Below are 22,001 nucleotides of genomic sequence, written 5' to 3'. Positions count from 1 at the left end.
CCGATCAGAGCTGCCGATGTCCGACTGGCCCCGCACCACGGCCCCTACCGCGATGACCGCCACCCGCTGGCACGGTCTCGTCTTCACGGCGCTCGTCCTCGCGGCGTCCGCCGTCCTGCCCGCCGCGGCATCGGCGGAGGAAGCCGCCGCTGCAGCTAGCGTGGATGCCCCCGTCATCACGAGTCATGGCATCTCGGCCTTCGGCGATCTGAAGTACCCGGCCGACTTCAGACATTTCGACTACGTGAACCCGGATGCGCCCAAGGGCGGCACCATGAGCTTCCGCGGCACCGGCGCGAGTCAGACCTTTGACAGCCTGAACAACTTCATCCTGAAGGGTGAACCGGCGCAGGGGCTGGGTCTGATCTACGACACGCTCCTCGCAGGCTCGGACGACGAGCCGGATTCGAGCTATGGGCTCGTTGCGGCGAGCATCGAATACCCCGAGGACCGCTCCTGGGTGATCTTCAACCTTCGGCCGGAGGCGAAATTCTCCGACGGCGTGCCGGTCACCGCCGAGGACGTGGTCTTCAGCTATAACGTGCTGATCGAGAAAGGCGCGCCGGTCTACCAGATCACGCTGCAGGACATCACAGGGGCCGAGGCGCTCGACCCGCACCGGGTGAAATTCACCTTCCGGCCCGAGGCGCCGAAGCGCGACCTGCCCCAGCTCGCCGGCGGCCTGCCGGTGCTGCCGAAGCACTACTACGATACGGTCGACTTCGCCGCCTCGACGCTCACGCCACCGATCGGCTCGGGGCCATACGTCATCGAAGCCGTGCAGGCCGGCAAGTCGGTCCGCTACTGCCGCAATACCGACTACTGGGGCAGGGATCTCCCCGTCAACGTCGGAGCCAACAACTTCGGCTGCGTCATCTACCAGTACTTCGCCGACAACAATGCCGCGTTCGAGGCACTGAAGGTCGGTGAATACTTCTTCCACGAGGAGATGTCGTCGGCGCTCTGGGCGACCAGCTATAACTTCCCCGCGCTCGAAAAAGGCTGGGTGACCAAAGCGGAGGTCCCCGACGGTCGTCCCGGGGGCACGCAAGGGTTCTGGATGAACCTGCGCCGGGACAAGTTCAAGGACCAGCGGGTCCGCGAGGCCATCGGCCTCATGTTCAACTTCGAGTGGACGAACCAGGCGCTCTTTCATGGGCTCAACCAGCGGACCACGAGCTTCTGGATGAACTCGCCGATGGCGGCTTCGGGCCTGCCGGAGGGCGAGGAACTGGCAGCGCTGGAGCCGTTCCGCGCCCAGTTGCCGCCCGAGATCTTCACCGAGCCCGCATGGACGCCGCCGGTGCAGAAGCCCGACAGGCTCGACCGGGCGTCGCTTCGCAAGGCGTCGAAACTGCTCGGTGATGCCGGGTGGAGGGTCGGCCCCGGCGGGATGCGGGTGAACGACAAGGGCCAGACGCTGCAGGTCGCGTTCGTCGACGACAATGCGTCATTCGAGCCGATCATCAACACCTTCGTCACCAACCTGCGGCAGGTCGGGATCGACGCGAGCTATCGCCAGATCGACGCGGCGCAGATGCAGGAGCGCCAGAAGAACTTCGACTATGATATTGCGGTCGCGCGATTTGTCATGTCGCTCAGCCCCTCGCTGGAGCTCCGGCAGTTCTTCAGCTCCCAGAGCGCCAACACGCCGGGAACGGTGAACATGAGCGGGCTCGCCGATCCGGTGGTGGACGCGCTGGTGGAGAAGATCATCGCCTCGACCAGCCGCGACGAGATGGTGTCGCGGGTGCGCGCCCTCGACCGGGTGCTGCGCCAGAAGCAGATCTGGGTCTCGAACTGGTATCGCCCCTATCACTGGCTCGCCTACTGGGACGTCTTCGGGATGCCACCTGCCCCGCCCACATACTCGCGTGGCGACGCCTACTGGTGGTTCGATCAGGCGAAGTTCGACAAGCTGAAGGCGGAAGGCGCGCTCCGGTGAGCCCGGCGCAGCGCGGGGCCGCCTGATGGGCGCCTATATCCTGCGCCGGCTGGCGCTCATCATACCGACGCTCTTCGGCATCATGCTGGTGAACTTCGTGCTGGTGCAGTTCATGCCCGGCGGCCCGATAGAGCAGATCATCGCCCAGGTGAACGACGAGGCGACGTCCGCCACCGGGCGTATCAGCGGCGGCGGTGGGGGCGATGTGGCGGCCGGCAGCGACTATCGCGGCGCGCAGGGCCTGCCACCCGAGTTCATCGCGAATCTGGAGAAGCAGTTCGGCTTCGACAAGCCGCCGCTCACCCGGTTCGTTCTGATGATCCGCAACTATCTCACCTTCAATTTCGGCGAGAGTTATTTCCGCTCGATCTCGGTCTTCGATCTGGTGCTGGAGAAGATGCCGGTGTCGATCTCGCTCGGGCTCTGGTCGACGCTGCTCGCCTACATGATCTCGATCCCGCTCGGCATCGCCAAGGCGACACGCGACGGCAGCCGGTTTGACACGGCGACATCGGCCGCGATCATCGTCGCCTATGCAATCCCGTCCTTTCTCTTTGCAATCATGCTGCTCGTGCTCTTCGCAGGCGGCAGCTACTGGCGGATCTTTCCCCTGCGCGGGCTGACGTCGGACAACTGGGCCGATCTCTCGATGATCGGCAAGGTCGTGGACTATTTCTGGCACATCACCCTGCCGGTGATCGCCTCGACGATCGGCGCCTTCGCCACTATGACGCTGCTCACGAAGAACTCGTTCCTCGACGAGATCAAGAAGCAGTATGTCATCACGGCGCGGGCCAAGGGCCTGACCGAAAGGCGCGTGCTCTACGGCCACGTCTTCCGCAACGCGATGCTCATCGTCATCGCCGGATTTCCCGCGGTCTTCATCTCGGTGTTCTTCGGCGGCAGCCTGATCATTGAGACGATCTTCTCCCTCGACGGGCTCGGGCGGCTGGCTTACGAGAGCGCCCTGCAGCGCGACTATCCGGTGGTCTTCGGCACGCTCTATGTCTTCGGCCTCATGGGCCTGCTCGTGGGGCTGCTCTCCGATCTCACCTACGTCTGGGTGGATCCGCGCATCGACTTCGAAACCCGCGAGACCTGATGGCCCTTTCCCCCCTCCAGCGCCGACGGCTGGCAAACTTCCGGGCGAATGGCCGGGCGTTCTGGTCGCTCTGGATCTTTCTCGTACTGTTCGTCATTACGCTCTGTGCGGAGTTCGTGGCGAACGACCGGCCGCTTCTGGTGCGCTACGACGGCGGCTTCTACATGCCGGTCGTGCGCTTCTATTCCGAGGCGGACTTCGGCGGCGAGTTCGAGACCGAGGCGGAGTATGCAACGCCGGAGGTGCAGTGCCTGATCCGCACCGACGGGGCGGAGGACTGTCTTGACGACCCTGCAGGTGTCATCGCCGGGTTCGAGCAGACCGGTGCGGTCAACGGCGTGAAGGTGGAGCGGCCGGGCTGGATCCTCTGGCCGCTGATCCCGTTCTCCTACGACACGATCAACTACGAGGTGACGACCGCGCCGTCGCCGCCGGACCGGGTGCACTGGCTCGGGACCGACGACCAGACGCGCGACGTGGTGGCGCGGGTGATCTACGGCTTCCGCATCTCGGTGCTGTTCGCGCTTGTCGTGGCGGTGATCTCGTCGGCGATCGGCATCGCCGCGGGCGCGATGCAGGGATATTTCGGTGGCTGGATCGACCTGACGTTCCAGCGGATCGTCGAGATCTGGACGAACATGCCGAGCCTCTACATCATCATCATCCTCTCGGCGATCTTCACGATGAACTTCTGGCTACTGACGCTTCTGATCGCGTTCTTCTCGTGGACGTCGCTGGTCGGCGTGGTGCGGGCGGAGTTTCTGCGGGCGCGGAACTTCGAGTATGTGCGGGCGGCACGCGCGCTCGGGCTCGGCGATCTGAAGATCATGGTGCGGCACGTCCTGCCGAACGCCATGGTGGCGACGCTGACGCTGATGCCGTTCATCGTTACCGGGGCGATCGGCGGGCTGGCAGCGCTCGACTTCCTCGGGCTCGGGCTACCGCCGTCCTATCCGTCGCTGGGCGAGCTGGCGTTGCAGGGGAAGAATCGGCTGAACGCACCGTGGCTCGGCTTCACGGCGTTCTTCACCTTCGCCATCATGCTTTCGCTGCTCGTCTTCATCTTCGAAGGGGTCCGTGACGCCTTCGACCCGCGAAAGACCTTCCGATGAACCTTTCCCCCGAACTCGTCGGCCCGACCCTGGAGCTTCGGCCCCTCGAGGCGGCGGACCGCGACGGTCTGCATGGCGCGGCCTCGGACCCGGAGACCTGGGCGGGGCATCCGGCGAAGGAGCGCTGGCGGCGCGAAGCGTTCGATCCCTACTTCGATTTCCTGCTCAAGGCGGGCGGTGTGCTGGCCGTCGTCGAGCGGGCGACCGGGCGGATCATCGGCGGTTCGCGGTTCTATGTGCCCCCCGAACGGCCGGAGACGATCGCCATCGGCTTCACGTTCCTCGACCGGAGCTTCTGGGGCGGGGCGACGAACTTCGAGCTGAAGCGACTGATGCTCGGCCATGCGTTCGCGAGCTATCCGGAGGTGTGGTTTCACATCGACCCGACCAACCTGCGCTCGCAGATCGCCACCGGGCGGCTCGGGGCGGTGCATGTGGAGACGCGCGAGATCGACATCTCCGGCAAGCCGGCGGAGTGGATGTGCTTCCGTCTCGACCGCGACGTCTGGGCGGAGAAGGTCGCGGAGCACGACGGGTGATGAAGGACACCGGACAGTTTCCCCTGCCCGAGCCGTTGCTTGCGGTGCGTGACCTCGGGGTCACGTTTCTGCAGGGCGGTCAGCGGACGGAGGCTGTGCGGGGCGTGAGCTTCGAGCTTTACCCCGGCGAGACGCTGGCGCTGGTGGGTGAGTCGGGATCGGGCAAGTCGGTGACGGCGCTCTCGACGGTGAAGCTTCTCGCCGACAACGCCGAGGTGACGGGCTCGGTGAAGTATCGGGGCCGCGAGATGACGACGGCGAGCCCGCGCGAGCTGCGCGGCGTGCGCGGCAATGACATCAGCTTCATCTTTCAGGAGCCGATGACGAGCCTCAACCCGCTGCACACCATCGTGCGGCAGGTGTCCGAGAGCCTTGCGCTGCATCAGGGTCTGGTGGGCCCGAAGGCGCGGGTGCGAGTGCTGGAGCTGCTGACGCAGGTTGGCATCCGCGATCCCGAGAGCAGGCTCGACGCCTACCCGCACCAGCTTTCCGGCGGGCAGCGGCAGCGCGTGATGATCGCCATGGCGCTCGCCAACAAGCCCGACGTGCTGATCGCCGACGAGCCGACAACGGCACTCGACGTGACGATCCAGGCGCAGATCCTCGAGTTGCTCGCCGGGGTGCAGCGGGCCGAGGGCATGGGGATGCTGTTCATCACCCACAACCTCGGCATCGTGCGGCGCATCGCCGACCGGGTGGCGGTGATGAAGGCCGGCGAGATCGTCGAGGCCGGGCCCACATCGACGATCTTCGCGAACCCGCAGCATCCCTATACCCGGATGCTGCTGGCCGCCGAGCCGTCCGGCACGCCCGACCCTGCCCCGGCCGACGGCGCCGAGGTGCTGCGCACCGACCATCTCAAGGTCTGGTTTCCCATCCGGCAGGGGCTGCTGCGCAAGGTCGTGGGCCATGTGAAGGCGGTGAACGACGCGACGCTGACGCTCCGGGCCGGTGAGACGCTGGGAGTGGTGGGTGAGTCGGGCTCCGGCAAGACCACGCTCGGCCTCGCGATCCTGCGGCTCATCCGCTCGGAGGGCCGCATCGTCTTTCTCGGCCGCGACATTCAGGGGCTGAAGAGCCACGAGCTGCGCCCGGTGCGCGGCAACATGCAGATGGTGTTTCAGGATCCCTATGGCTCGCTCTCGCCGCGCATGTCGGTGGAGCAGATCGTCGCCGAGGGGCTGGCCGTGCACGGAATGGGCGACGAGGCCGGCCGGGTCGCGGCGATCCTGCGCGAGGTGGGGCTCGACCCCGAGACGGCGCAGCGCTACCCGCACGAGTTCTCCGGCGGCCAGCGCCAACGCATCGCCATCGCCCGGGCGATGATCCTGCAACCGAAGCTCGTGGTGCTCGACGAGCCGACCAGCGCCCTCGACATGACGGTACAGGTGCAGATCGTCGAGTTGCTGCGCCGGCTGCAGAAGACCTACGGGCTCGCCTACATCTTCATCAGCCACGATCTGCGCGTGGTCCGCGCGCTTTCCCACAAGGTCATGGTGATGCAGAACGGCGACGTGGTGGAAGCCGGCGGCGCCAATGCGATCTTCGGCGCCCCACGCACCGAGTACACCCGCAAGCTTCTCGCCGCCGCGTTCGATACGGAACTGACGTCTCAGGGTCGCTGACCCCTTGCCACTCCTTGCCACCGGGACTCATCCCGATGTCGTCGTGAGCAGACGAGGATCATTTCGGCCGCGCTCCGCACTCAGCAGAGACTCTCGCCGCACCGGAAGGAACCTCACTCCAGCCCGAGACCGGAACCGGCGTGATAAAGTTACAAATTTCGCCATTAGGTTGGCGCAAAGTCTTCCAGTCCAAAATTGGGGGCGACGTCGCAGGCGCATCGCGAAATGCCGCTTGCGGACCCTCAGCGGCGGCGACCAGTGTCACGCTCTGCCATCAGGCTTTGCCCCGGACGTCAGGAGATCCCCTCATGAAGCCAAGCTTCACCGCCCTGCTCGCTGCCCTCGCGCTCGCGGTGCCGGCGCTCTCGACACCGGTACTGGCGGATGACGCGGCCTGCCAGACGGTTCGCATGTCCGATCCGGGCTGGAGCGACATCACCTCGACGAACGCTCTCGCGAGCACGGTGCTCGATGCCCTCGGCTACAAGGCGGACGTGAAGTCGCTGTCGGTGCCTATCGGCTACGAGGCACTGAAGGTCGGTGATCTCGACGTCTTCCTTGGCAACTGGATGCCGGCGCAGCAGCATTTCCGGGACGATCTCGACAAGGCGAAGGCTGCCGAGGTGCTGGTGCGAAACCTTGAGGGCGCGAAGTTCACCCTCGGCGTGCCGAGCTATGTCGCCGAGGCGGGCGTCAAGGATTTCAAGGATCTCGCGCCCAATGCCGACAAGTTCGACGACAAGATCTACGGCATCGAAAGCGGCGCCCCGGCGAACCAGAACCTGCAGAAGATGATCGACGCCGACGACTTCGGCCTGAAGGGCTGGTCGGTGGTGGAGTCCGGCGAACAGGCGATGCTGGCGCAGGTGAAGCGCGCCGAGAAGGCCGAGGACTGGATCGTCTTCCTCGCCTGGGCGCCACACCCGATGAACAACGCCTTCGACATCACCTATCTCACCGGCGGTGACGCCTACTTCGGGCCGAACTACGGCGGGGCCGAGGTCTACACCCTCGCCCGCACCGGCTGGCCGGCCCAGTGCCCGAACGCCGCGACGTTCTTCAGGAACCTGACGTTCACCGTGCCGATGGAGAACGACATGATGGCCCTGATCGCCGAGGAGGATCCGGAGTCTGCGGCGAAGGGCTGGCTGAAGCAGAACGCGGGCGTGCTCGACGGCTGGCTCGCCGGGGTCACCACGTTTGATGGCGAGCCGGGGCTTGCCGCCGTGCAGAAGTCACTCGGCCTCTGAGCCATCCGCAAATCGGCCGCAGGACGTCGGAACCGTCGTGCGGCAGCAAGCGTGGGGCCGTCAGTGTGGCGCCACGCTCCCCGCATTCCCAGGCAAAAGCCCCATGTCCCGCCCCAACTTCCTGATCTTCATGGTCGACCAGCTCGCGGGAACGCTGTTTCCCGACGGGCCGGCGCCGTTCCTGCACGCGCCAAACCTTGCCGCACTCGCCGCCCGCTCGATGCGCTTCGACGCGGCCTATTGCGCGAGCCCGCTCTGTGCACCGTCACGGGCCTCGTTCATGACCGGCCAGCTGCCGTCACGTACCGGCGTCTACGACAACGCCGCGGAGTTTGCCGCCGACATTCCGACCTTCGCGCATCACCTGCGCCGGGCGGGCTATCTGACCTGCCTGTCGGGCAAGATGCATTTCGTCGGGCCCGACCAGCTTCATGGCTTCGAGGAGCGGCTCACGACCGACATCTATCCGGCGGACTACGGCTGGACCCCGGACTACGGGCATCCCGGCCAGCGCATCGACTGGTGGTATCACAACATGGGATCGGTGACCGGCGCGGGCGTTGCCGAGATCACCAATCAACTTGAGTACGACGACGAAGTCGCCTTTCTCGCGGCGCAGCGGTTGCATGATCTCGCGCGCCGGGCCGATCCACGCCCCTGGGCGCTGACGGTGAGTTTCACGCATCCGCACGACCCGTATGTGGCGCGACAGCGGTTCTGGGATCTCTATGAGGGGTGTCCTGCCCTCGATCCGTCCGAGCCCGCGGTGGCGTTCGAAGAGCTCGATCCGCACTCGCAGCGGCTTCGGGTCGTGAGCGATTACACCGCCTTCGAGATCACGGACGAGGATGTGCGAGCCGCGCGGCGCGGGTATTTCGCCAACATCTCCTATGTGGATGAACAGATCGGGGCGATCCTCGGGGTGCTCGATCGCTGCGGCTTTGGCGAGGACACGGTGATCGTCTTCACCTCCGATCATGGCGACATGCTGGGCGAGCGCGGTCTGTGGTTCAAGATGAGCTTCCGCGAGGGTTCAGCGCGCGTGCCGCTGATGTTCGCCGGGCCGGGCATCGCGCCGGGGCGGCAGTCGCGGCCGGTCTCGAGCCTCGACGTCTGTCCGACCCTCGCGGCGCTCGCGGGGATTGCCGATGTGGCGCCATTCGTCGATGGCGAGAGCCTCGTCGGCGGTGGCGGCGCGCGCGCTCCGGTGCCGATGGAGTATGCCGCCGAGGGCTCGGCGAGCCCGATGGTCTGCCTGCGCGAGGGGCGCTTCAAGCTGGTGCTGAGCCTGACCGACGCGCCGCTGCTTTACGACGTGGTGGCTGATCCGGGCGAAGCGCATGATCTGGCGGACGATCCGGCACATGCGACGATGCTCGCGGCACTGGCGGCGAAGGCCGGGGCGCGCTGGGATCTGGCGGCGTTCGACGCGGACGTTCGCGCCAGTCAGGCGCGGCGCCGGGTGGTCTATGAGGCGCTGCGTCAGGGGGCGCATACGGCCTGGGACCACCAGCCGCGGTGGAGTGCGGCCGAGAGGTTCATGCGCAACCACATGAACCTCGACAGTCTCGAAGCTTCGAAACGCTATCCCCGCGGGTGATGCTGCGGGGATAGCCTCGAAACATGGTCCGCGCGGCGCTCAGCAGCGGCGCAGGCGGTCCGGCAACACGTCGGGGTTGCGCGCGAGCAGCTCGGCGTCGGCGCGGCTGAGGCCGATGTCGGCGAGGATCTGGTCGCTCAGCGTCGAGAGATGCTGCGCCGAGCGGCGGCGCTCATGGACGCATTCGGCATCGGAGAGATAGCCGCGAAGCCAGCGGATCGGGTGAACGATCCCGTTCGAACGGGCCGGGGCGCGCATCACCGTGCCCTCCGGATCAACCGCCGGAGCCAGCCCGCGCTGGTTGCGTGACGCGGCGCGCGGGGGCTGGTCGGGCGGTCGAGCAGCGTCGCGGTCATGAAAGTTTTGGCGAAGATGTCCATCGCTGCACGTCCTTTCTTCGGGTCCTGATTTCTGATACAGAATATGCGCTTCTTTGGGCGGCTCAGCCACTCAGGAAGAATTGCTCACTGTAAGGCAGGCTTACGGATGGATTGGCAGAGCCTCCCGCCGCTCAGCGCGCTTCGAGCGTTCGCGGCGCTTGCCGAGACCGGCAGTTTCACCCGCGCGGGGGCAGCGCTCAACGTCAGCCATGCGGCGGTGAGCCAGCAGGTTCGCGCCCTCGAGGAGCGACTTGGCGTGCTTCTCGTCATGCGCGGTGGCGCGCGTGGCCGGCTGACACCGGAGGGCGAGCGGCTGGCGCAGGCGCTGCGCGAGGCGTTCAGTGACATCGCACAGGCAGTGGAGGAGCTGACGGGGGCGGACGGGCGACCGTTGCAGGTGACGACCAGTTCGGCCTTCGCGTCAAACTGGCTGATGCCGCGGCTCTCGGAATTCCGTCATCTGCACCCGGATATCGAGCTGATGCTGTACCCGACCTCGCAGCTCGTGGAGCTGGTGCCGGGTGGCGTCGACGTGGCGATCCGTTTCGGCAAGGGCAACTGGCGCGGACTCGACGCTGATTTGCTGATGCCGACGACGATGGTGCTCGTCGGCTCGGTGTCGCTGCTCGCCGACCGGACGATCCGGGAGCCGCGCGACATTCTCGATCTGCCGTGGCTGCAGGAGCTCGGCACCTCAGAGATGTCGAACTGGCTGCGCGACCGGGGGGTGATCGCACCGCGCAAGGGGTCGGTCATCCACCTGCCTGGGCATCTGGTGCTGGAGGGGGTGCGCAGCGGCGCCGGCGTCTCGCTCTCCTCGCGCGTGGTGGTCGAGCCCGAGCTTGCTTCGGGCCGGGTGGTGGCGCTCTTCGAGGATGTGGATCCCGGGACCGGCTACTACATCGTCACCCGGCCGGGCGTGATGCGGCCACCGCTCAAGACCTTCGTCTCCTGGCTTCGGCGGCAGGCGCAGGCCTGAGGGCTGCTCGGCCCGGTCGCGACTTTCGCAGGGGTTCACACCCAGCTCTGCCGTCCGGGGGTTTGCAGGTTCCCGATGGCTGGGCTACGGAGTGCGGCGCAGAGCCCTGAGAGAGGCATGAAGATGACCGAAGCCCGTACCGTCCGCATTGGTGATCTCGAGGTGTCGAACCGGGCACCGTTCACCCTGATCGCCGGCCCATGCCAGATCGAGAGCCGCGACCACGCGCTGATGGTCGCCGAGCGGCTGGCGGCGATGTGCGCCGAGCTCGGGCTCGGGCTGATCTACAAGAGCTCTTACGACAAGGCAAACCGCACCTCGGTCAACGCCGAGCGCGGCATCGGCATGGACGAGGGTCTGGCGATCCTCGCCGAGGTGAAGGCACGCTTCGGCTGCCCGGTCCTGACGGACGTGCACCTGCCCGATCACTGCGCCCCGGCGGTGGAGGCGGGCATCGACGTGCTCCAGATCCCGGCCTTCCTCAGCCGCCAGACCGACCTGCTTCTCGCCGCCGGCGAGACCGGGGCGGCGATCAACGTCAAGAAGGGCCAGTTCCTCGCGCCGTGGGACATGGCGAACGTCGCGAAAAAGATCGCCTCGACCGGCAACGAGCGCATCCTGCTCTGCGAGCGCGGCGCCTCCTTTGGCTACAACACGCTGGTCGCCGACATGCGCAGCCTGCCGATCATGGGGCGCACCGGCTATCCGGTGGTGATGGACGCGACGCATTCGGTGCAGCAGCCCGGCGGACAGGGCAACTCTTCCGGCGGCCAGCGCGAGTTCGCGCCGGTGATGGCGCGCGCGGCGCTGGCGATCGGGGTCGCGGCGGTCTTCCTCGAGACGCATCAGGACCCGGACAACGCCCCCTCGGACGGGCCGAACATGATCCCGCTCGACGCGATGCCGGCCCTTCTCGCCGACCTCGTTGCTTTCGACAAACTGGCGAAGGCCCGCCCGCTCGACCTCTGACCAGCCGCGACACCCTGTAGCAGGCCACGCCTTTACCGGCGGGGCCGATTCCCTATATAAGTCCTCAGGTATCACCAGGCCCACGGGAAGGGGTCCACAGCATGAACGCCGAGGTCGATCATCCGACGGAGGGCGAGCCGCTCATCCGGCCGTCAAGCATCGAGCACCCGCTCTATGACGCGGTGGTCGAGGCGTGCCGCTCGGTATACGACCCGGAAATTCCGGTGAACATCTTTGATCTCGGGCTGATCTACACGGTCGCGATCAATGAAGCCGGCGATGTGGCAATCACCATGACCCTGACGGCGCCCGGCTGCCCGGTGGCCGCCGACATGCCCGGCTGGGTCTCGGACGCGGTTTCCGTGGTGCCGGGCGTGCGGCAGGTCGATGTGGATCTCGTCTGGGATCCGCAGTGGGGCATGGACATGATGTCCGACGAGGCGCGTCTCGAACTCGGGTTCATGTGAGCCTTGCCGCGCTCCGGCGCCCCGGCCATGGTCGGGCGTCCGAGGCAAGGATGACCATGCAGAGCCAGTCGCGTCACGACCATCCCGAGATCGTTGTCTTCACGGGCGATCTGGTCGGGTCATCGAAGCTGAGCCCTTCCGATCTCTCTGAGGCCATGCGGACGCTGGACGCGGCGGCGCATGACATGGCGCGCCGCCTTTCCGCCCGTGATCCGGGCGCGTTGGCGTGGGAGCCGCGGTTTTCGGCGTTCCGCGGCGACGGCTGGCAATGCATTGGCGCCGGGCCGGCGCTCGCCCTGCGCGGCGCGCTGTTGATGCGGGCGCATCTCGGGGCGCTCGGCCGCCCGTTCGACACCCGCATCTCGATCGGGATCGGCTCGGGCTGGACGACGGACGCGCCGAACCTGAGCGTCGCCTCGGGTCCGGCCTTCGAGTTGTCGGGCCGTGCCCTCGACGCCATGAAGGGCCCGCAGCGGTTTGCGATCGCGTGGCAGGATCCGCCCGAGGGCGCGCCGCTGATCACACCGATCTTCGCGCTCTGCGACGAGATTTCGCGCAACTGGACGCCGAAGCAGGCCGAGGTCTTCAAGCACCTGCTCGGCGACCGTGAGCGGCCGAATCAGGAGGCGCTGGCCCGTGCGTTGGGCCGGACCCAGCAGACGATCGCAGAGCACCTCTCCGGCGGCGGCGACTGGGCGCTTCAGGAGGCGTTGCGGGCGGTAGAGGGCGTATGAGGCATTACAGGTATATAACCCTGTATCTTGGAAAACAGCCGGTTCTTCCTGTGGAAGGCGAAACAGGCCCGGGATCCTGTCATCGTGCTTGAGACTGCGGTCGCCCTCGGGTTCGGGCATCTGGTGGCGGACTTCCTGCTCCAGCCGGGACGGCTGATCGCGGCGAAGCGGGATCCGGCGCGGCGTCTCTGGGCCCTGCCCCTCCACGTGCTGATCGTGGCGGTGGCGAGCTGGGCGGCGCTGGGCTTCGCCCCCGCTCCCGCCCTCATCGCGACCGTTGCGCTGCTGCATCTGGCGATCGACTGGGCGAAGCTCATGTGGGGCGGCAAGGGGTTCGCCGGGTTTGCCGCCGATCAGGCGGCGCATGGCGCGGTGATCTGGCTCGGGGCCGCGCTCTGGCCAGCCGCCTACGGTGGCGGGATCTGGGGTCTGCCGGCGGTCGCGCCCTCGCTCGGTCTGCTGCCCGAGGCGATGACGGTGGCGGGCGGCGCGATCGCCGCCGTGATCGCGGGCGGCTATGCGGTGCAGGCGATCACCGGGGACTTCGCCATCAAGGACCCGGCCAGCCTTGCCGCGGCCGGTCGCCTCATCGGCCGGCTGGAGCGGGCGCTGATCCTGCTCTTCGTGCTGGTGGGCCAGCCCGAGGGCATCGGCTTCCTGATCGCGGCGAAATCGCTGCTCCGCTTCGGCGAGATGACGCGGGAGCACGACCGGCGGGTGAGCGAATACGTCATCATCGGCACTCTCGCGAGCTTCGGCTGGGGGCTCGGCGCGGCGTTCGGCACCCAGGCGATCCTCGGGGCCCTCGCGCCGTGACCTGACCATGGGACGGCGCTCCCCGGGAATTGAGTACCATGGGACTTGAGTTCCATGGGACTTGAGACATGTGGGGCTTGGCACTACCTAAGAGAGCAACAACCAGATGACAGGACGGGCGAAATGTTCGGCATTCCCGGCAAGCCTCCAGTGACGATGACCCCGGCGGCCGAAGCGCAGATCGCCCGCCTGATCGCGCATGGCGAGACCAAGGGGCTCAGGATCGGCGTGCGCAAGGGCGGCTGCGCCGGCATGGAATACACCATGGAGTACGCCTCGGAGATCAACCCCCACGACGAGGTGGTCGAGAGCAACGGCGCGCGGGTGATGATCGCACCCATGGCGCAGATGTTCCTGTTCGGCACCGAGATCGACTACGCCTCAGGGCTGATCGAGTCGGGCTTCAAGTTCAACAACCCGAACGTGGTCGATGCCTGCGGCTGCGGCGAATCGATCAAGTTCGGCGAACAGCCGTAAGCCCTTCAGCCTTCGAGCTCGTGCCAGAGCCGGATCAGCACGTCGGCGTGGCACACCTCCTCCGGCGTGCAGAAGCAGGCGAGCCGGTGTCCGGCAAGCCCCCTGATCTCCGCGGCGCTGACCGGCCCGTCGCCCGCCGCGAGGTGGACGCGCATCACCTCCTCGTAGAGCCGCGCGGCTTCGGGATGACCAACGGCCGCGGCGCTCGCCACGTGATTAGCGAAGGGCGAGTCGGGCAGGTGCCAGCCACCGCGATGCACCGCCCGGCCGATATAGACCACGTCCTTCGGCAGAGCATCGGGGCGCCAGTCGCGATGCTCCTTGAGAGAAACCCGGGTGGGTGCCTGGGACATGCCTTCACCTCGGTGGTTTGCAGCCCTACTTCATAGATATCAGCATAGACCGGGTCGACGCATTGACAATCGGAACACCACAAATCACCGCTGAGCGAGCACGTCTCGCGGCCGAATTCGCCGTCATCTTCCTCGCGGCGCCGCTGGTGATGGCCTTCGCCTTGCCGCCCGACTGGCTGCATCCGCTGTTTCTCTGTGTCGTCGCCGTTGCGATCGGGCTGCTCGCGGTCACCCCGGACTTTCGCTGGCGCGAGCTGCTCCACGGCTGGCGGAACCTCGATTGGCGGGAGATCGGGGTCGCCGCGGCGCTGACCGCAGTGGCGTCGCTCGTCTTCGTGCTCTGGCTGGTGCCCGACGCGCTGTTCCGGCTACCGCGCCGGGCGCCGGGGTTCTGGCTGCTGCTGATGGTGCTCTATCCCATCCTGTCGGCCTTGCCGCAGGAGCTGGTGTTCAGGGCGCTGTTCTTCCGGCGGTATGCCGCGCTCTTTGCCGACGCACGGGTGGCGCTTCTGGTGAACGGCGGTGTCTTCGCGCTGGCGCATCTGCTGTTCTGGAGCCCGGTGACGCTCTCCATGACCTTCGTCGGCGGGGTGCTCTTCGCGCGCGGCTATCTCGGACGCGGCGGCTTTGCGCAGGCGGTGGTGATGCACGCAATCTGCGGGCTCATCGTCTTTACCGCGGGGCTCGGGGTCTTCTTCTACCACGGCGCGATGCGGTAGGGCGATTTCCGACCGGACGGGCTCCCCCGACCGATCGACGCCATCGCGGCAATTCACGACTCCGGAGAGGATGATCCGGCTCTGCCTCCGCTCCGGTCAGGAAGCGCCAGGGCCGCGCAGGCGGGCGCGGACGCGGGTGCGGATTTCGTCGGGCTCCTCGCCGACGGCTTCGCCGAGGCGGCGGAGCGCGAGGCGCAGGCCGTGGATCTGGTCGACGAGCGACAGGACCATGGCCGAGGCGTGGGGATCGAGCTCGAAATCCTGCGCAAGCTCGGCGGCGAGCCGCAGGCGGGCGAGGTCGGCCTCGGCATAGCCGACGTGGCCCTCGGCCTCGGACGGGCGGACGCATTCGGCGGCGACGAACGCCCGGAGCCGCGTCACGGTCATGCCCTCGACGCGGGCGACCACCTCGGTTTCGGAATAGAGTCTCATGACAACACCCCCTTGCGCGGGTCGTAGCCGTGCTTCTTGCGCCACCCTTCGAAGAACGTCGTCAGCTCGTCGTCAACCTTGGGCGGCATCACGATCCGGAGTGTGACGAGCTGATCACCGGTGCGGTCACGCTTGCGCACGCCGCGGCCGCGCAGGCGCAGCACCCGGCCGCTGGACGCGCCCTTCGGGATGGTGAGCGCCACGGGGCCGTCGATCGTCGGCACCTCGACCTTGCCGCCGAGGACCGCCTCGTCGATCGAGATCGGCAACTCGAGCGCGATGTCCTCGCCGTCGCGGGTGAAATGGCTGTGCGGCGCGATCATGACGGTGACGAGCGCATCGCCCGGCTCGCCGCCACCGATGCCTTCGCCGCCCTTGCCCTTCAGCCGCAACGTCTGGCCGTCGGCGATGCCCTCGGGGATCTGCACGTCGAGTGCGCCGCCGCCCGGCAGCGTGATGCGCCGCTTGCCGCCCTTGGCCGCCTCGAGGAAATCCACCTCCAGCGTGTAATGCCGGTCCGGGCCGCGCATGCGGATGCCCTGCCCTCGCCCGGCACCCCGCGCCTGCTGGGAGCGCTGGCCGAAGAGATCGGAGAAGATGTCCGAATAGTCGCCGAAGTCCTCATAGCCATGCGAGGTGTGATAAGTCGCCTCCGGCCCTTCGGCGTACTCGCGATAGAACCGCCGCTCCGGCCGCTCGTGGCCCTGCTCGTCGATCTCGCCACGATCAAAGCGGGCGCGTTGCTCCGGATCCTTCAGCAGGTCATGGGCGGCGGCCGCCGCCTTGAAGCGGTCAGCCGCCTTCGCGTCACCGGGATTGAGATCCGGATGACTTTCCTTGGCGATCTTCTTGTAGGCCTTGCGGATCTCATCGAGAGTCGCCGTCTTGGAAACGCCGAGCGCGGCATACGGGTCGTCGCTCATCCTCAACTCTGCTCCCGGATTTTCCCCCTTGCAACAGTCACGCGCCCGGGCGGGGTTGTCAACGCGCGGCCCATCGTTACCCTCGCGGCCAACCGGAGGCGCAACGCACGTGAAGAAATTCCTCGATACCGACCATCCCTGGTTTCGGCCGCTCTGGATGCGGATCCTCTTCACCGCGATCCCGGCGGGCTGGGGCGTGCTGGAGTTCGCCACCGGCTCGCCGTTCTGGGGGACGATCTTCCTCGGACTGGCGGCCTATGCGGCCTACGGTTTCTTCTTTGATTTCAATCCGGATCGGGCGAAGCAGCCCCCGCCCGACGAGCCGCCGCAGCCGTAGCGCCCGGGGCGCGCAAACCGATCCGGCGGAGCCTGGCAAGGCCGTCGACCGCGAGCCCCGGGGCAGGAACCAGGGTCTGCGCCGGCAGCCTGTCACCGAACCTGCTTCGCCTAGCAGTAGCGCTCGGGGCCGATCGACTGCTCCTCGGAGTAGCGATCGCCCGCGGCCCAGCCGATCGGCAGGATCGTCTCGATGCGCCGCAGGTCTTCGGCGTCAAGTTCGAGCTCGGCGCCGGCTGCCAGTTCCTTCAGGTGGCCGACGGTGCGGGTGCCGGGGATCGGCACCACCGCGGGGCTGCGCGCCAGCAGCCAGGCGATGGCGAGGGCGGCGGCGCTCGTGCCCATGTCGGCAGCGAGGCGGCGGAACTCGTCCGTGCGGGCGAGGTTCAGCGAGAGGTTTGGCTCGGTGAACCGCGGGTTCGACAGCATGAACTGCGAGGTCATGGCATGCTCGGGCGTCGGCGGCCGGTCGGTCAGGAGCGCGCGGGCAACCGGCGAAAAGGCGACGAGCGTGACCCCGAGCGCCTCGCAGGCCTGCACGAGGCCAAGCTCCGGCAGGCGGGTGGCGAGCGAATATTCCGACTGCACCGCGGCGACGGGCTGCACTGCGACAGCACGCCGCAGGGAATAGGGTGCGATCTCGGAGAAGCCGATCGCGCGGATCTTTCCGGCCTTCACGAAGCCGGCCATGGTCTCGGCCACGTCCTCGATCGGCAGCGACGGATCACGGCGGTGCACGTAGTAGAGATCGACCGACTCGACGCCGAGCCGCTTCAGGCTGCCGTCGAGTTCACGGCCGAGGTGTGCGGCGGTATTGTCATAGCGTCGGCGCCCATCAGCGTCGCGGGTGATCGCCCCCTTTGTTGCAATGCGGAATGGAGGCGGCCCCTTGCGGCCCCTGAGAAAGCTGCCGATGACAGTCTCCGAGACTCCCATGCCGTAGACGTTCGCGGTATCCACGTGGTCGATGCCGAGATCGAGCGCCGCCGCGAGAAGCGCGTGGGACTGAGGTTCCGTCGTCGGGCCATAGAAGCCGCCGAAAGACATGGATCCAACCCCGATCGCTGATACCTCCGGTCCGCCTGCTCCGAGCCTGCGCCGCTCCATGTGTCTCTCCGTGCATCGTTTTCCGGGCACGAGCTAGCCAATCGGTGACCGGCACCGCAAGGGCGAAGCTTCACGTCCCGCGCTGCGGCAAAATATCAGAGCAGCAACATTTAGCGCAAACGCCCGTACTGTTCACAAAATCGTCTCTATCTAGAGGCTTGTCAGCAAAACCCGACCAGATGTAGCCTGTACGTGGTCGTGCCGAAGCGCCGTACCCCATGGCGCGTCGCAGAGGCCCCGACGAGGATCCTTGGATGCTGCACTGCACGAACATGCCCAGCTTCGTCCGGCATCCCGGTGGCCTCCGGGATCATCCGGCGCTGGTGCTCAATGCGGACTTCCGCCCGCTCTCCTATCTGCCACTGTCGCTCTGGCCATGGCAGGAGGCGGTGAAGGCGGCGGTGCTCGACCGGGTGTCGGTGGTGGCGGAGTACGACACGCTGGTCCACTCGCCCTCCATCGCCTTCCGAATTCCCTCGGTGGTGGTGCTGAAGGAATACGTGAAGCCGGCGCGTTCCAGCGCCTTCACCCGCTTCAACCTGTTCCTGCGCGACGAATTCACCTGCCAGTACTGCCCGAGCCGGGAACATCTCACCTTCGACCATGTGGTGCCGCGCTCCAAGGGCGGGCGTACCACATGGGAAAACGTCGTGGCGTCCTGCGGGCCGTGCAACCTGCACAAGGGCTCGAAGACCCTGAAGCAGGCGGGCATGAACCTGCGGCGCAAGCCCGTCCGCCCGACCCCCGAGCAGTTGCAGAACATCGGCAGGAAGTTCCCGCCGAACCACCTGCACGAGAGCTGGATGGACTATCTCTACTGGGACGCCGAGCTGGAGGCGTAGGCCCGGAACCAGAGCCAGCCGAGCACGAGCGAGGCAATCGCGTTCCAGCCGGCCATGGAGATGCCAAGCCAGCTCCACGCGATCGCGTCGCAGAGCACGGTGGGCGTCGCGAGGATCTGGTCGAGGAGCGCCCCGGGGTCGCCGGTGACCGGCGCCGCCGACGTGCAACTCGCGGGACCCGCCCACCAGTGCTGTTCCACACCCACGTGGTAGCCGGCGATCACGGCGCCCGCGAGCACCACGAGCCCGGCGAGCAGCGCGAACCCGCGCACCGGCCAGGCCAGGATCAGGATCCCGATCAGGATCGCGATGCCGTGCGGCGCGCGTTGCAGCAGGCAGAGGTGGCAGGGCTGGAGCCCGCCGATGTACTGAAAGCCATAGGCCCCGAGAAGCAGCGCGAGCGAGCCGAGGGTCGGCCCGAGCGCCCGAAGTTGCAGAGTGTTCATCCGACCAATCCGACCAGGAGGAAGCCGCCGACCAGAAGCGCGACGGCGATGCTGAAGACAAGACCAAGGCGACGTTCGATGAAGTCGCGGATCGGCTCACCGTACTTCCAGAGCAGCCCCGCGATCAGGAAGAAGCGGATACCACGCGAGATCATCGCCGACACCGCGAAGATGAGCAGCGGAAAGTGGAACGCGCCGCTCGCGATCGTCACCAGCTTGAACGGAATCGGCGTCGCGCCCTTGATGATGATGAGCCATGCCCCGTACTTCGCATAGAGCTGCTCGAGGTGCAGGTACTGCTCCGAAATGCCGTAGAAGCGCAGCAGCGGCTCGCCGATCGCACTGAAGGCATAGTAGCCGATGGCGTAGCCGAGAAAGCCGCCGAGCACGGACGCCACGGTGCAGATCAGTGCCAGGCGCCATGCGCGCGAGCGATCCGCGATGATCATCGGGATGAGAAGCGCATCCGGCGGGATCGGGAAGACCGAGCTCTCGATGAAACTGACGGCTGCGAGCGCCCAGACCGCATGACGCGAGGATCCGAGCGACAGCGTCCACTCATAGACCCGTCGTAGCACTTGTTTCAGACCTTTGCGTCAGTGTCGCGCACAACCACCACGATGGCCCGCGACGCGTCAAGACCGTTCCGCCGGCGCCTCGCGGCATCGAGAGGGTAGCGGACATGACGAGGATTGACCCGACACACACGCCCTCGTCGACCGCTTTGCGCATCTGGTCGGTTCTTGCCGTCCTTTTCGGCCTTGCGGGGGTTGGTGCGGTCTGGGGCTGGGCGACGGCGCCCATGCGCGTCGTGCCCCCCGCTGCCGATCTCAGCTTCAGCAGCGAGGCGATCGCCCGCCGTGCCGAGGCGGCCTTTGCCGAGGCCGATGCGGCAACGAGGCGCGCGGTACCCGGTGCGAGGCGCGCGGAGCTCATGTTCTTCCGTGGCGCCACATCTTCGGTTTGTGCTGCCGGCGTGAGCGGGCGGGGCGTCTTCTACTGCCCGGAGACCGGCACGGCGGCCTTCGATCTCGGCTACCTCGAGTCGCTGGTCGCCCGTCTCAAGGGCGATGCCGAACTCGCGGTGGTGCTGGCGGCCGCACGCCTCGCGGCCGAGCACCGCCAGCGCGAGAGCGATATCCTCGACATGGCCGCGCTCGACATGATCGGCGCGCGCAAGAAGCGACGCACCGACATCATGCTGGGTCTGGCGTTGCAGGCAGACTGCCTGACCGGCGCCTGGGCGTGGGGGACCCGGTCGAGCCTCGGGGGAGTGCCGGATGCTTTCTGGGGCCGGCTGGTCCGCTCGACCCGGACGATCGCCGCGGATTTCGCGTCCGTCGGGCGGCCGATCCCGCCCGAGCTCGACACCTTCGGCGAAGGCACGGTGGAGGAGCGAGAGGCGGCGTTCCGGCGAGGCTATGCCGACGCGAGTGGCACGGCCTGCCCGAGCCCGGTGACGCTCGTGACACGCTGAGGCTCAGCCCCGATCGCGGGCCAGCGGCTGGATCGCGCCACGCCGCGGGGTGCCGTCGCCCTGCACCGGCAGGGTGATGGTGGCGCAGGAGCCCGCCGGAACCCAGACCCACGCATCGCCCTGAAAGTCGATCGTGCTCTTGCCCGGCCCGGATGCAAGACCCTCGTTCTGGCCGGCCTTCGCCACGCCGAAGCACTTCTCACGCTCCTGCGCCCGAACCGGCGCGACCGTGAGCCCGGCCGCCAGAAGGCCCGCGGCGACAAGCCCCGTGGCGACGAGCCGAGGGGCGAGAACCTTTGCCAGACTGAAACGCATCATCACCATATCACTCCCGGGCGGGGTCATCCTTCCGCGGGATCTTGGATACCACGCCCGTCCGGGCAAGTCGCCGCCGACGGATGCCGCCCGGCCGAGGCATATCCGCCACAACCGGAACCCCTGCCGGAACCCTGTGGCCGTCGCTTGCGTTCATTGCGGATGCGATCGCTGGCCCTTACCCATCCCGACCGGGTCTATTGGCCCGACGTCGGTCTGACCAAGCAAGGGCTTGCGGACTACTACGTGCGGGTCTGGCCGCGCATCGCGCCGCATCTCATCGACCGACCGATCGCACTCCTGCGCTGTCCGGAAGGGATCAACGGCACGTGCTTCTTCCAGAAGCATCCGTGGCGCGGCATGGGCGACGAGATCGAGGCTTTCGACGATCCGGGCGACTCGAGCGACGCACCGATCATCGCGGTCGATGATCTCGACGGACTAACGGCGCTGGTGCAGGGCGCCGCCCTCGAAATTCACACCTGGCAGGCGACGCGGGCCGATCTCGAGCACCCCGACCAGCTGGTGATGGATCTCGACCCCGGCGAGGGCGTGGACTGGCAGGCGGTGATCGACGCTGCCCGGGAAATCCGCGAGCGGCTGGAGGCGGCCGGGCTCGCCGCCTTCGTCAAGACGTCCGGGGGCAAGGGGCTTCACGTGGTCGCACCGCTCGTCCCGCGCGCAGGATGGGATGCGGTCAAGGCGTTCACCGACCAGATGGCGCACGCCATGGCGACGGAGGCGCCCGAGCGCTATGTGGCGACCGTCGCCAAGGCGGACCGCAAGGGGCGCATTCTCATCGACTATCTGCGGAACGGGCGCAACAACACGGCGGTGGTTGCCTGGGGCGCGCGCGCCCGGCCGGGTGCGCCGGTCTCGATGCCACTCGCGTGGGGCGAGCTCGGGACAGCGATCGGCCCCGATCATTTCACCGTGCGGAATGCCCCGGCCCGGCTTGACGCGCCCGACCCGTGGTCGGAGTTTCGCGACGCGGCCCGGCCGCTGCCAGCGGGTTAGGCCGGGAGCAGCCGCGTCCGACCTGACGGGGAGACGGCT

General features: G+C 67.3%; 26 protein-coding genes. 18 read left to right on the top strand and 8 right to left on the bottom strand.

Going from position 1 to position 22,001, the window contains the following annotated elements:
• Positions 1-16: 16 nt before the first annotated feature.
• The 7 genes from HNP73_RS10365 to betC all read left to right on the top strand — a co-directional run bounded on the left by HNP73_RS10365 (position 17) and on the right by betC (position 9,173).
• Positions 17-1,945, top strand: a complete 1,929-nt coding sequence (locus tag HNP73_RS10365; RefSeq protein WP_246399716.1) for an extracellular solute-binding protein — start codon at positions 17-19, stop codon at positions 1,943-1,945.
• A gap of 25 nt (positions 1,946-1,970) precedes the next feature.
• Positions 1,971-3,047, top strand: coding sequence for a microcin C ABC transporter permease YejB (locus HNP73_RS10360; protein WP_184148575.1), 1,077 nt, complete (start codon positions 1,971-1,973; stop codon positions 3,045-3,047).
• Positions 3,047-4,159, top strand: a complete 1,113-nt coding sequence (locus HNP73_RS10355) for an ABC transporter permease (RefSeq protein ID WP_184148573.1) — start codon at positions 3,047-3,049, stop codon at positions 4,157-4,159. Before HNP73_RS10360 ends, HNP73_RS10355 begins: the two co-directional genes overlap by 1 nt.
• Entirely contained in the window at positions 4,156-4,698 is a 543-nt protein-coding gene (locus HNP73_RS10350; RefSeq protein ID WP_184148572.1) for a GNAT family N-acetyltransferase, read from the top strand. The genes HNP73_RS10355 and HNP73_RS10350 overlap by 4 nt, the downstream gene beginning before the upstream one ends.
• On the top strand, positions 4,698-6,323 hold the full coding sequence (locus tag HNP73_RS10345) for an ABC transporter ATP-binding protein (RefSeq protein ID WP_184148571.1): 1,626 nt from the start codon (positions 4,698-4,700) through the stop codon (positions 6,321-6,323). Before HNP73_RS10350 ends, HNP73_RS10345 begins: the two co-directional genes overlap by 1 nt.
• 308 nt (positions 6,324-6,631) lie before the next feature.
• Complete coding sequence (gene choX, locus HNP73_RS10340; protein ID WP_184148570.1) at positions 6,632-7,573, top strand: choline ABC transporter substrate-binding protein; 942 nt, start codon at positions 6,632-6,634, stop codon at positions 7,571-7,573.
• Positions 7,574-7,676: 103 nt separating this feature from the next.
• Positions 7,677-9,173, top strand: coding sequence for a choline-sulfatase (betC, locus tag HNP73_RS10335; protein WP_184148569.1), 1,497 nt, complete (start codon positions 7,677-7,679; stop codon positions 9,171-9,173).
• A gap of 39 nt (positions 9,174-9,212) precedes the next feature.
• Here betC and HNP73_RS10330 read toward each other — a convergent pair whose 3' ends face one another.
• Entirely contained in the window at positions 9,213-9,431 is a 219-nt protein-coding gene (locus HNP73_RS10330) for a DUF1127 domain-containing protein (protein WP_184148568.1), read from the bottom strand.
• Positions 9,432-9,659: 228 nt separating this feature from the next.
• Between HNP73_RS10330 and HNP73_RS10325 the strand changes: the two genes are divergently transcribed.
• The 6 genes from HNP73_RS10325 to HNP73_RS10300 all read left to right on the top strand — a co-directional run bounded on the left by HNP73_RS10325 (position 9,660) and on the right by HNP73_RS10300 (position 13,995).
• On the top strand, positions 9,660-10,532 hold the full coding sequence (locus HNP73_RS10325) for a LysR family transcriptional regulator (protein ID WP_184148567.1): 873 nt from the start codon (positions 9,660-9,662) through the stop codon (positions 10,530-10,532).
• Between the two features lie 123 nt (positions 10,533-10,655).
• Positions 10,656-11,501 carry a 3-deoxy-8-phosphooctulonate synthase gene (kdsA, locus tag HNP73_RS10320; RefSeq protein ID WP_184150603.1) on the top strand — a complete coding sequence of 282 codons (846 nt, stop codon included), beginning with the start codon at positions 10,656-10,658 and terminating at the stop codon, positions 11,499-11,501.
• A 101-nt stretch (positions 11,502-11,602) separates the two neighbouring features.
• Positions 11,603-11,968, top strand: a complete 366-nt coding sequence (locus HNP73_RS10315) for an SUF system Fe-S cluster assembly protein (protein ID WP_184148566.1) — start codon at positions 11,603-11,605, stop codon at positions 11,966-11,968.
• 50 nt (positions 11,969-12,018) lie between these two features.
• Positions 12,019-12,702 carry a hypothetical protein gene (locus HNP73_RS10310; protein ID WP_184148565.1) on the top strand — a complete coding sequence of 228 codons (684 nt, stop codon included), beginning with the start codon at positions 12,019-12,021 and terminating at the stop codon, positions 12,700-12,702.
• Positions 12,703-12,786: 84 nt separating this feature from the next.
• Positions 12,787-13,518 (top strand): DUF3307 domain-containing protein, encoded by a 732-nt coding sequence (locus tag HNP73_RS10305; protein ID WP_184148564.1) that lies wholly within the window; start codon positions 12,787-12,789, stop codon positions 13,516-13,518.
• A 123-nt stretch (positions 13,519-13,641) separates the two neighbouring features.
• Positions 13,642-13,995, top strand: coding sequence for a HesB/IscA family protein (locus tag HNP73_RS10300; protein ID WP_184148563.1), 354 nt, complete (start codon positions 13,642-13,644; stop codon positions 13,993-13,995).
• Between the two features lie 5 nt (positions 13,996-14,000).
• Here the strand turns inward: HNP73_RS10300 and HNP73_RS10295 are convergent, their stop codons facing one another.
• A complete protein-coding gene (locus tag HNP73_RS10295; RefSeq protein ID WP_184148562.1) occupies positions 14,001-14,348 on the bottom strand; it encodes a DUF4326 domain-containing protein in 348 nt (115 codons plus the stop codon).
• A 62-nt stretch (positions 14,349-14,410) separates the two neighbouring features.
• On the opposite strand from HNP73_RS10295, the gene HNP73_RS10290 reads away from it, so the two are divergent.
• Complete coding sequence (locus tag HNP73_RS10290) at positions 14,411-15,067, top strand: CPBP family intramembrane glutamic endopeptidase (protein ID WP_184148561.1); 657 nt, start codon at positions 14,411-14,413, stop codon at positions 15,065-15,067.
• A gap of 96 nt (positions 15,068-15,163) precedes the next feature.
• Here the strand turns inward: HNP73_RS10290 and HNP73_RS10285 are convergent, their stop codons facing one another.
• Complete coding sequence (locus tag HNP73_RS10285; protein WP_184148560.1) at positions 15,164-15,499, bottom strand: chaperone modulator CbpM; 336 nt, start codon at positions 15,497-15,499, stop codon at positions 15,164-15,166.
• Positions 15,496-16,422 carry a DnaJ C-terminal domain-containing protein gene (locus tag HNP73_RS10280; protein WP_184148559.1) on the bottom strand — a complete coding sequence of 309 codons (927 nt, stop codon included), beginning with the start codon at positions 16,420-16,422 and terminating at the stop codon, positions 15,496-15,498. The genes HNP73_RS10285 and HNP73_RS10280 overlap by 4 nt, the downstream gene beginning before the upstream one ends.
• A gap of 109 nt (positions 16,423-16,531) precedes the next feature.
• Between HNP73_RS10280 and HNP73_RS10275 the strand changes: the two genes are divergently transcribed.
• On the top strand, positions 16,532-16,759 hold the full coding sequence (locus HNP73_RS10275) for a hypothetical protein (protein ID WP_221288449.1): 228 nt from the start codon (positions 16,532-16,534) through the stop codon (positions 16,757-16,759).
• A gap of 110 nt (positions 16,760-16,869) precedes the next feature.
• On the opposite strand, the gene HNP73_RS10270 is transcribed toward HNP73_RS10275, so the two are convergent.
• The gene (locus HNP73_RS10270; protein ID WP_184148558.1) at positions 16,870-17,865 is read right to left on the bottom strand and encodes an aldo/keto reductase; all 996 of its coding nucleotides are present in this window, start codon (positions 17,863-17,865) and stop codon (positions 16,870-16,872) included.
• Between the two features lie 272 nt (positions 17,866-18,137).
• Here HNP73_RS10270 and HNP73_RS10265 point away from each other — a divergent pair, with 272 nt between their 5' ends.
• A complete protein-coding gene (locus tag HNP73_RS10265) occupies positions 18,138-18,707 on the top strand; it encodes an HNH endonuclease (protein ID WP_184150597.1) in 570 nt (189 codons plus the stop codon).
• On the opposite strand, the gene HNP73_RS10260 is transcribed toward HNP73_RS10265, so the two are convergent.
• Positions 18,680-19,153 carry a disulfide bond formation protein B gene (locus tag HNP73_RS10260; protein WP_184148557.1) on the bottom strand — a complete coding sequence of 158 codons (474 nt, stop codon included), beginning with the start codon at positions 19,151-19,153 and terminating at the stop codon, positions 18,680-18,682. The two genes, HNP73_RS10265 and HNP73_RS10260, sit on opposite strands and share 28 nt — an antisense overlap.
• Positions 19,150-19,731, bottom strand: coding sequence for a VTT domain-containing protein (locus HNP73_RS10255; protein ID WP_184148556.1), 582 nt, complete (start codon positions 19,729-19,731; stop codon positions 19,150-19,152). Before HNP73_RS10255 ends, HNP73_RS10260 begins: the two co-directional genes overlap by 4 nt.
• Before the next feature lie 104 nt (positions 19,732-19,835).
• Between HNP73_RS10255 and HNP73_RS10250 the strand changes: the two genes are divergently transcribed.
• The gene (locus tag HNP73_RS10250; protein ID WP_184148555.1) at positions 19,836-20,630 is read left to right on the top strand and encodes a neutral zinc metallopeptidase; all 795 of its coding nucleotides are present in this window, start codon (positions 19,836-19,838) and stop codon (positions 20,628-20,630) included.
• A gap of 3 nt (positions 20,631-20,633) precedes the next feature.
• On the opposite strand, the gene HNP73_RS10245 is transcribed toward HNP73_RS10250, so the two are convergent.
• Positions 20,634-20,948 (bottom strand): BufA1 family periplasmic bufferin-type metallophore, encoded by a 315-nt coding sequence (locus tag HNP73_RS10245; protein WP_246399713.1) that lies wholly within the window; start codon positions 20,946-20,948, stop codon positions 20,634-20,636.
• Positions 20,949-21,107: 159 nt separating this feature from the next.
• Between HNP73_RS10245 and ligD the strand changes: the two genes are divergently transcribed.
• Entirely contained in the window at positions 21,108-21,962 is an 855-nt protein-coding gene (gene ligD, locus HNP73_RS10240) for a non-homologous end-joining DNA ligase (protein ID WP_184148554.1), read from the top strand.
• Positions 21,963-22,001 lie beyond the last annotated feature (39 nt).

This window comes from Amaricoccus macauensis, assembly GCF_014201905.1.
In the GTDB taxonomy this organism is placed as follows: Bacteria; Pseudomonadota; Alphaproteobacteria; order Rhodobacterales; family Rhodobacteraceae; genus Amaricoccus; species Amaricoccus macauensis.
Note: the sequence above shows the minus strand (reverse complement) of the source record. Positions and strands in the feature narration are given on the sequence as shown.

Bases quoted from the DNA above. Each gene is read 5' to 3' on its own strand.
- kdsA (WP_184150603.1), top strand. From the start codon at position 10,656: ATGACCGAAGCCCGTACCGTCCGCATTGGTGATCTCGAGGTGTCGAAC.
- HNP73_RS10325 (WP_184148567.1), top strand. From the start codon at position 9,660: ATGGATTGGCAGAGCCTCCCGCCGCTCAGCGCGCTTCGAGCGTTCGCG.
- HNP73_RS10365 (WP_246399716.1), top strand. From the start codon at position 17: ATGTCCGACTGGCCCCGCACCACGGCCCCTACCGCGATGACCGCCACC.
- HNP73_RS10310 (WP_184148565.1), top strand. From the start codon at position 12,019: ATGACCATGCAGAGCCAGTCGCGTCACGACCATCCCGAGATCGTTGTC.
- HNP73_RS10355 (WP_184148573.1), top strand. From the start codon at position 3,047: ATGGCCCTTTCCCCCCTCCAGCGCCGACGGCTGGCAAACTTCCGGGCG.
- HNP73_RS10245 (WP_246399713.1), bottom strand. From the start codon at position 20,948: ATGATGCGTTTCAGTCTGGCAAAGGTTCTCGCCCCTCGGCTCGTCGCC.
- HNP73_RS10270 (WP_184148558.1), bottom strand. From the start codon at position 17,865: ATGGAGCGGCGCAGGCTCGGAGCAGGCGGACCGGAGGTATCAGCGATC.
- HNP73_RS10280 (WP_184148559.1), bottom strand. From the start codon at position 16,422: ATGAGCGACGACCCGTATGCCGCGCTCGGCGTTTCCAAGACGGCGACT.
- HNP73_RS10295 (WP_184148562.1), bottom strand. From the start codon at position 14,348: ATGTCCCAGGCACCCACCCGGGTTTCTCTCAAGGAGCATCGCGACTGG.
- HNP73_RS10285 (WP_184148560.1), bottom strand. From the start codon at position 15,499: ATGAGACTCTATTCCGAAACCGAGGTGGTCGCCCGCGTCGAGGGCATG.
- HNP73_RS10360 (WP_184148575.1), top strand. From the start codon at position 1,971: ATGGGCGCCTATATCCTGCGCCGGCTGGCGCTCATCATACCGACGCTC.
- HNP73_RS10250 (WP_184148555.1), top strand. From the start codon at position 19,836: ATGACGAGGATTGACCCGACACACACGCCCTCGTCGACCGCTTTGCGC.
- ligD (WP_184148554.1), top strand. From the start codon at position 21,108: ATGCGATCGCTGGCCCTTACCCATCCCGACCGGGTCTATTGGCCCGAC.
- HNP73_RS10265 (WP_184150597.1), top strand. From the start codon at position 18,138: ATGCCCAGCTTCGTCCGGCATCCCGGTGGCCTCCGGGATCATCCGGCG.
- choX (WP_184148570.1), top strand. From the start codon at position 6,632: ATGAAGCCAAGCTTCACCGCCCTGCTCGCTGCCCTCGCGCTCGCGGTG.
- HNP73_RS10345 (WP_184148571.1), top strand. From the start codon at position 4,698: ATGAAGGACACCGGACAGTTTCCCCTGCCCGAGCCGTTGCTTGCGGTG.
- HNP73_RS10315 (WP_184148566.1), top strand. From the start codon at position 11,603: ATGAACGCCGAGGTCGATCATCCGACGGAGGGCGAGCCGCTCATCCGG.
- HNP73_RS10330 (WP_184148568.1), bottom strand. From the start codon at position 9,431: ATGCGCGCCCCGGCCCGTTCGAACGGGATCGTTCACCCGATCCGCTGG.
- betC (WP_184148569.1), top strand. From the start codon at position 7,677: ATGTCCCGCCCCAACTTCCTGATCTTCATGGTCGACCAGCTCGCGGGA.
- HNP73_RS10260 (WP_184148557.1), bottom strand. From the start codon at position 19,153: ATGAACACTCTGCAACTTCGGGCGCTCGGGCCGACCCTCGGCTCGCTC.
- HNP73_RS10300 (WP_184148563.1), top strand. From the start codon at position 13,642: ATGTTCGGCATTCCCGGCAAGCCTCCAGTGACGATGACCCCGGCGGCC.
- HNP73_RS10350 (WP_184148572.1), top strand. From the start codon at position 4,156: ATGAACCTTTCCCCCGAACTCGTCGGCCCGACCCTGGAGCTTCGGCCC.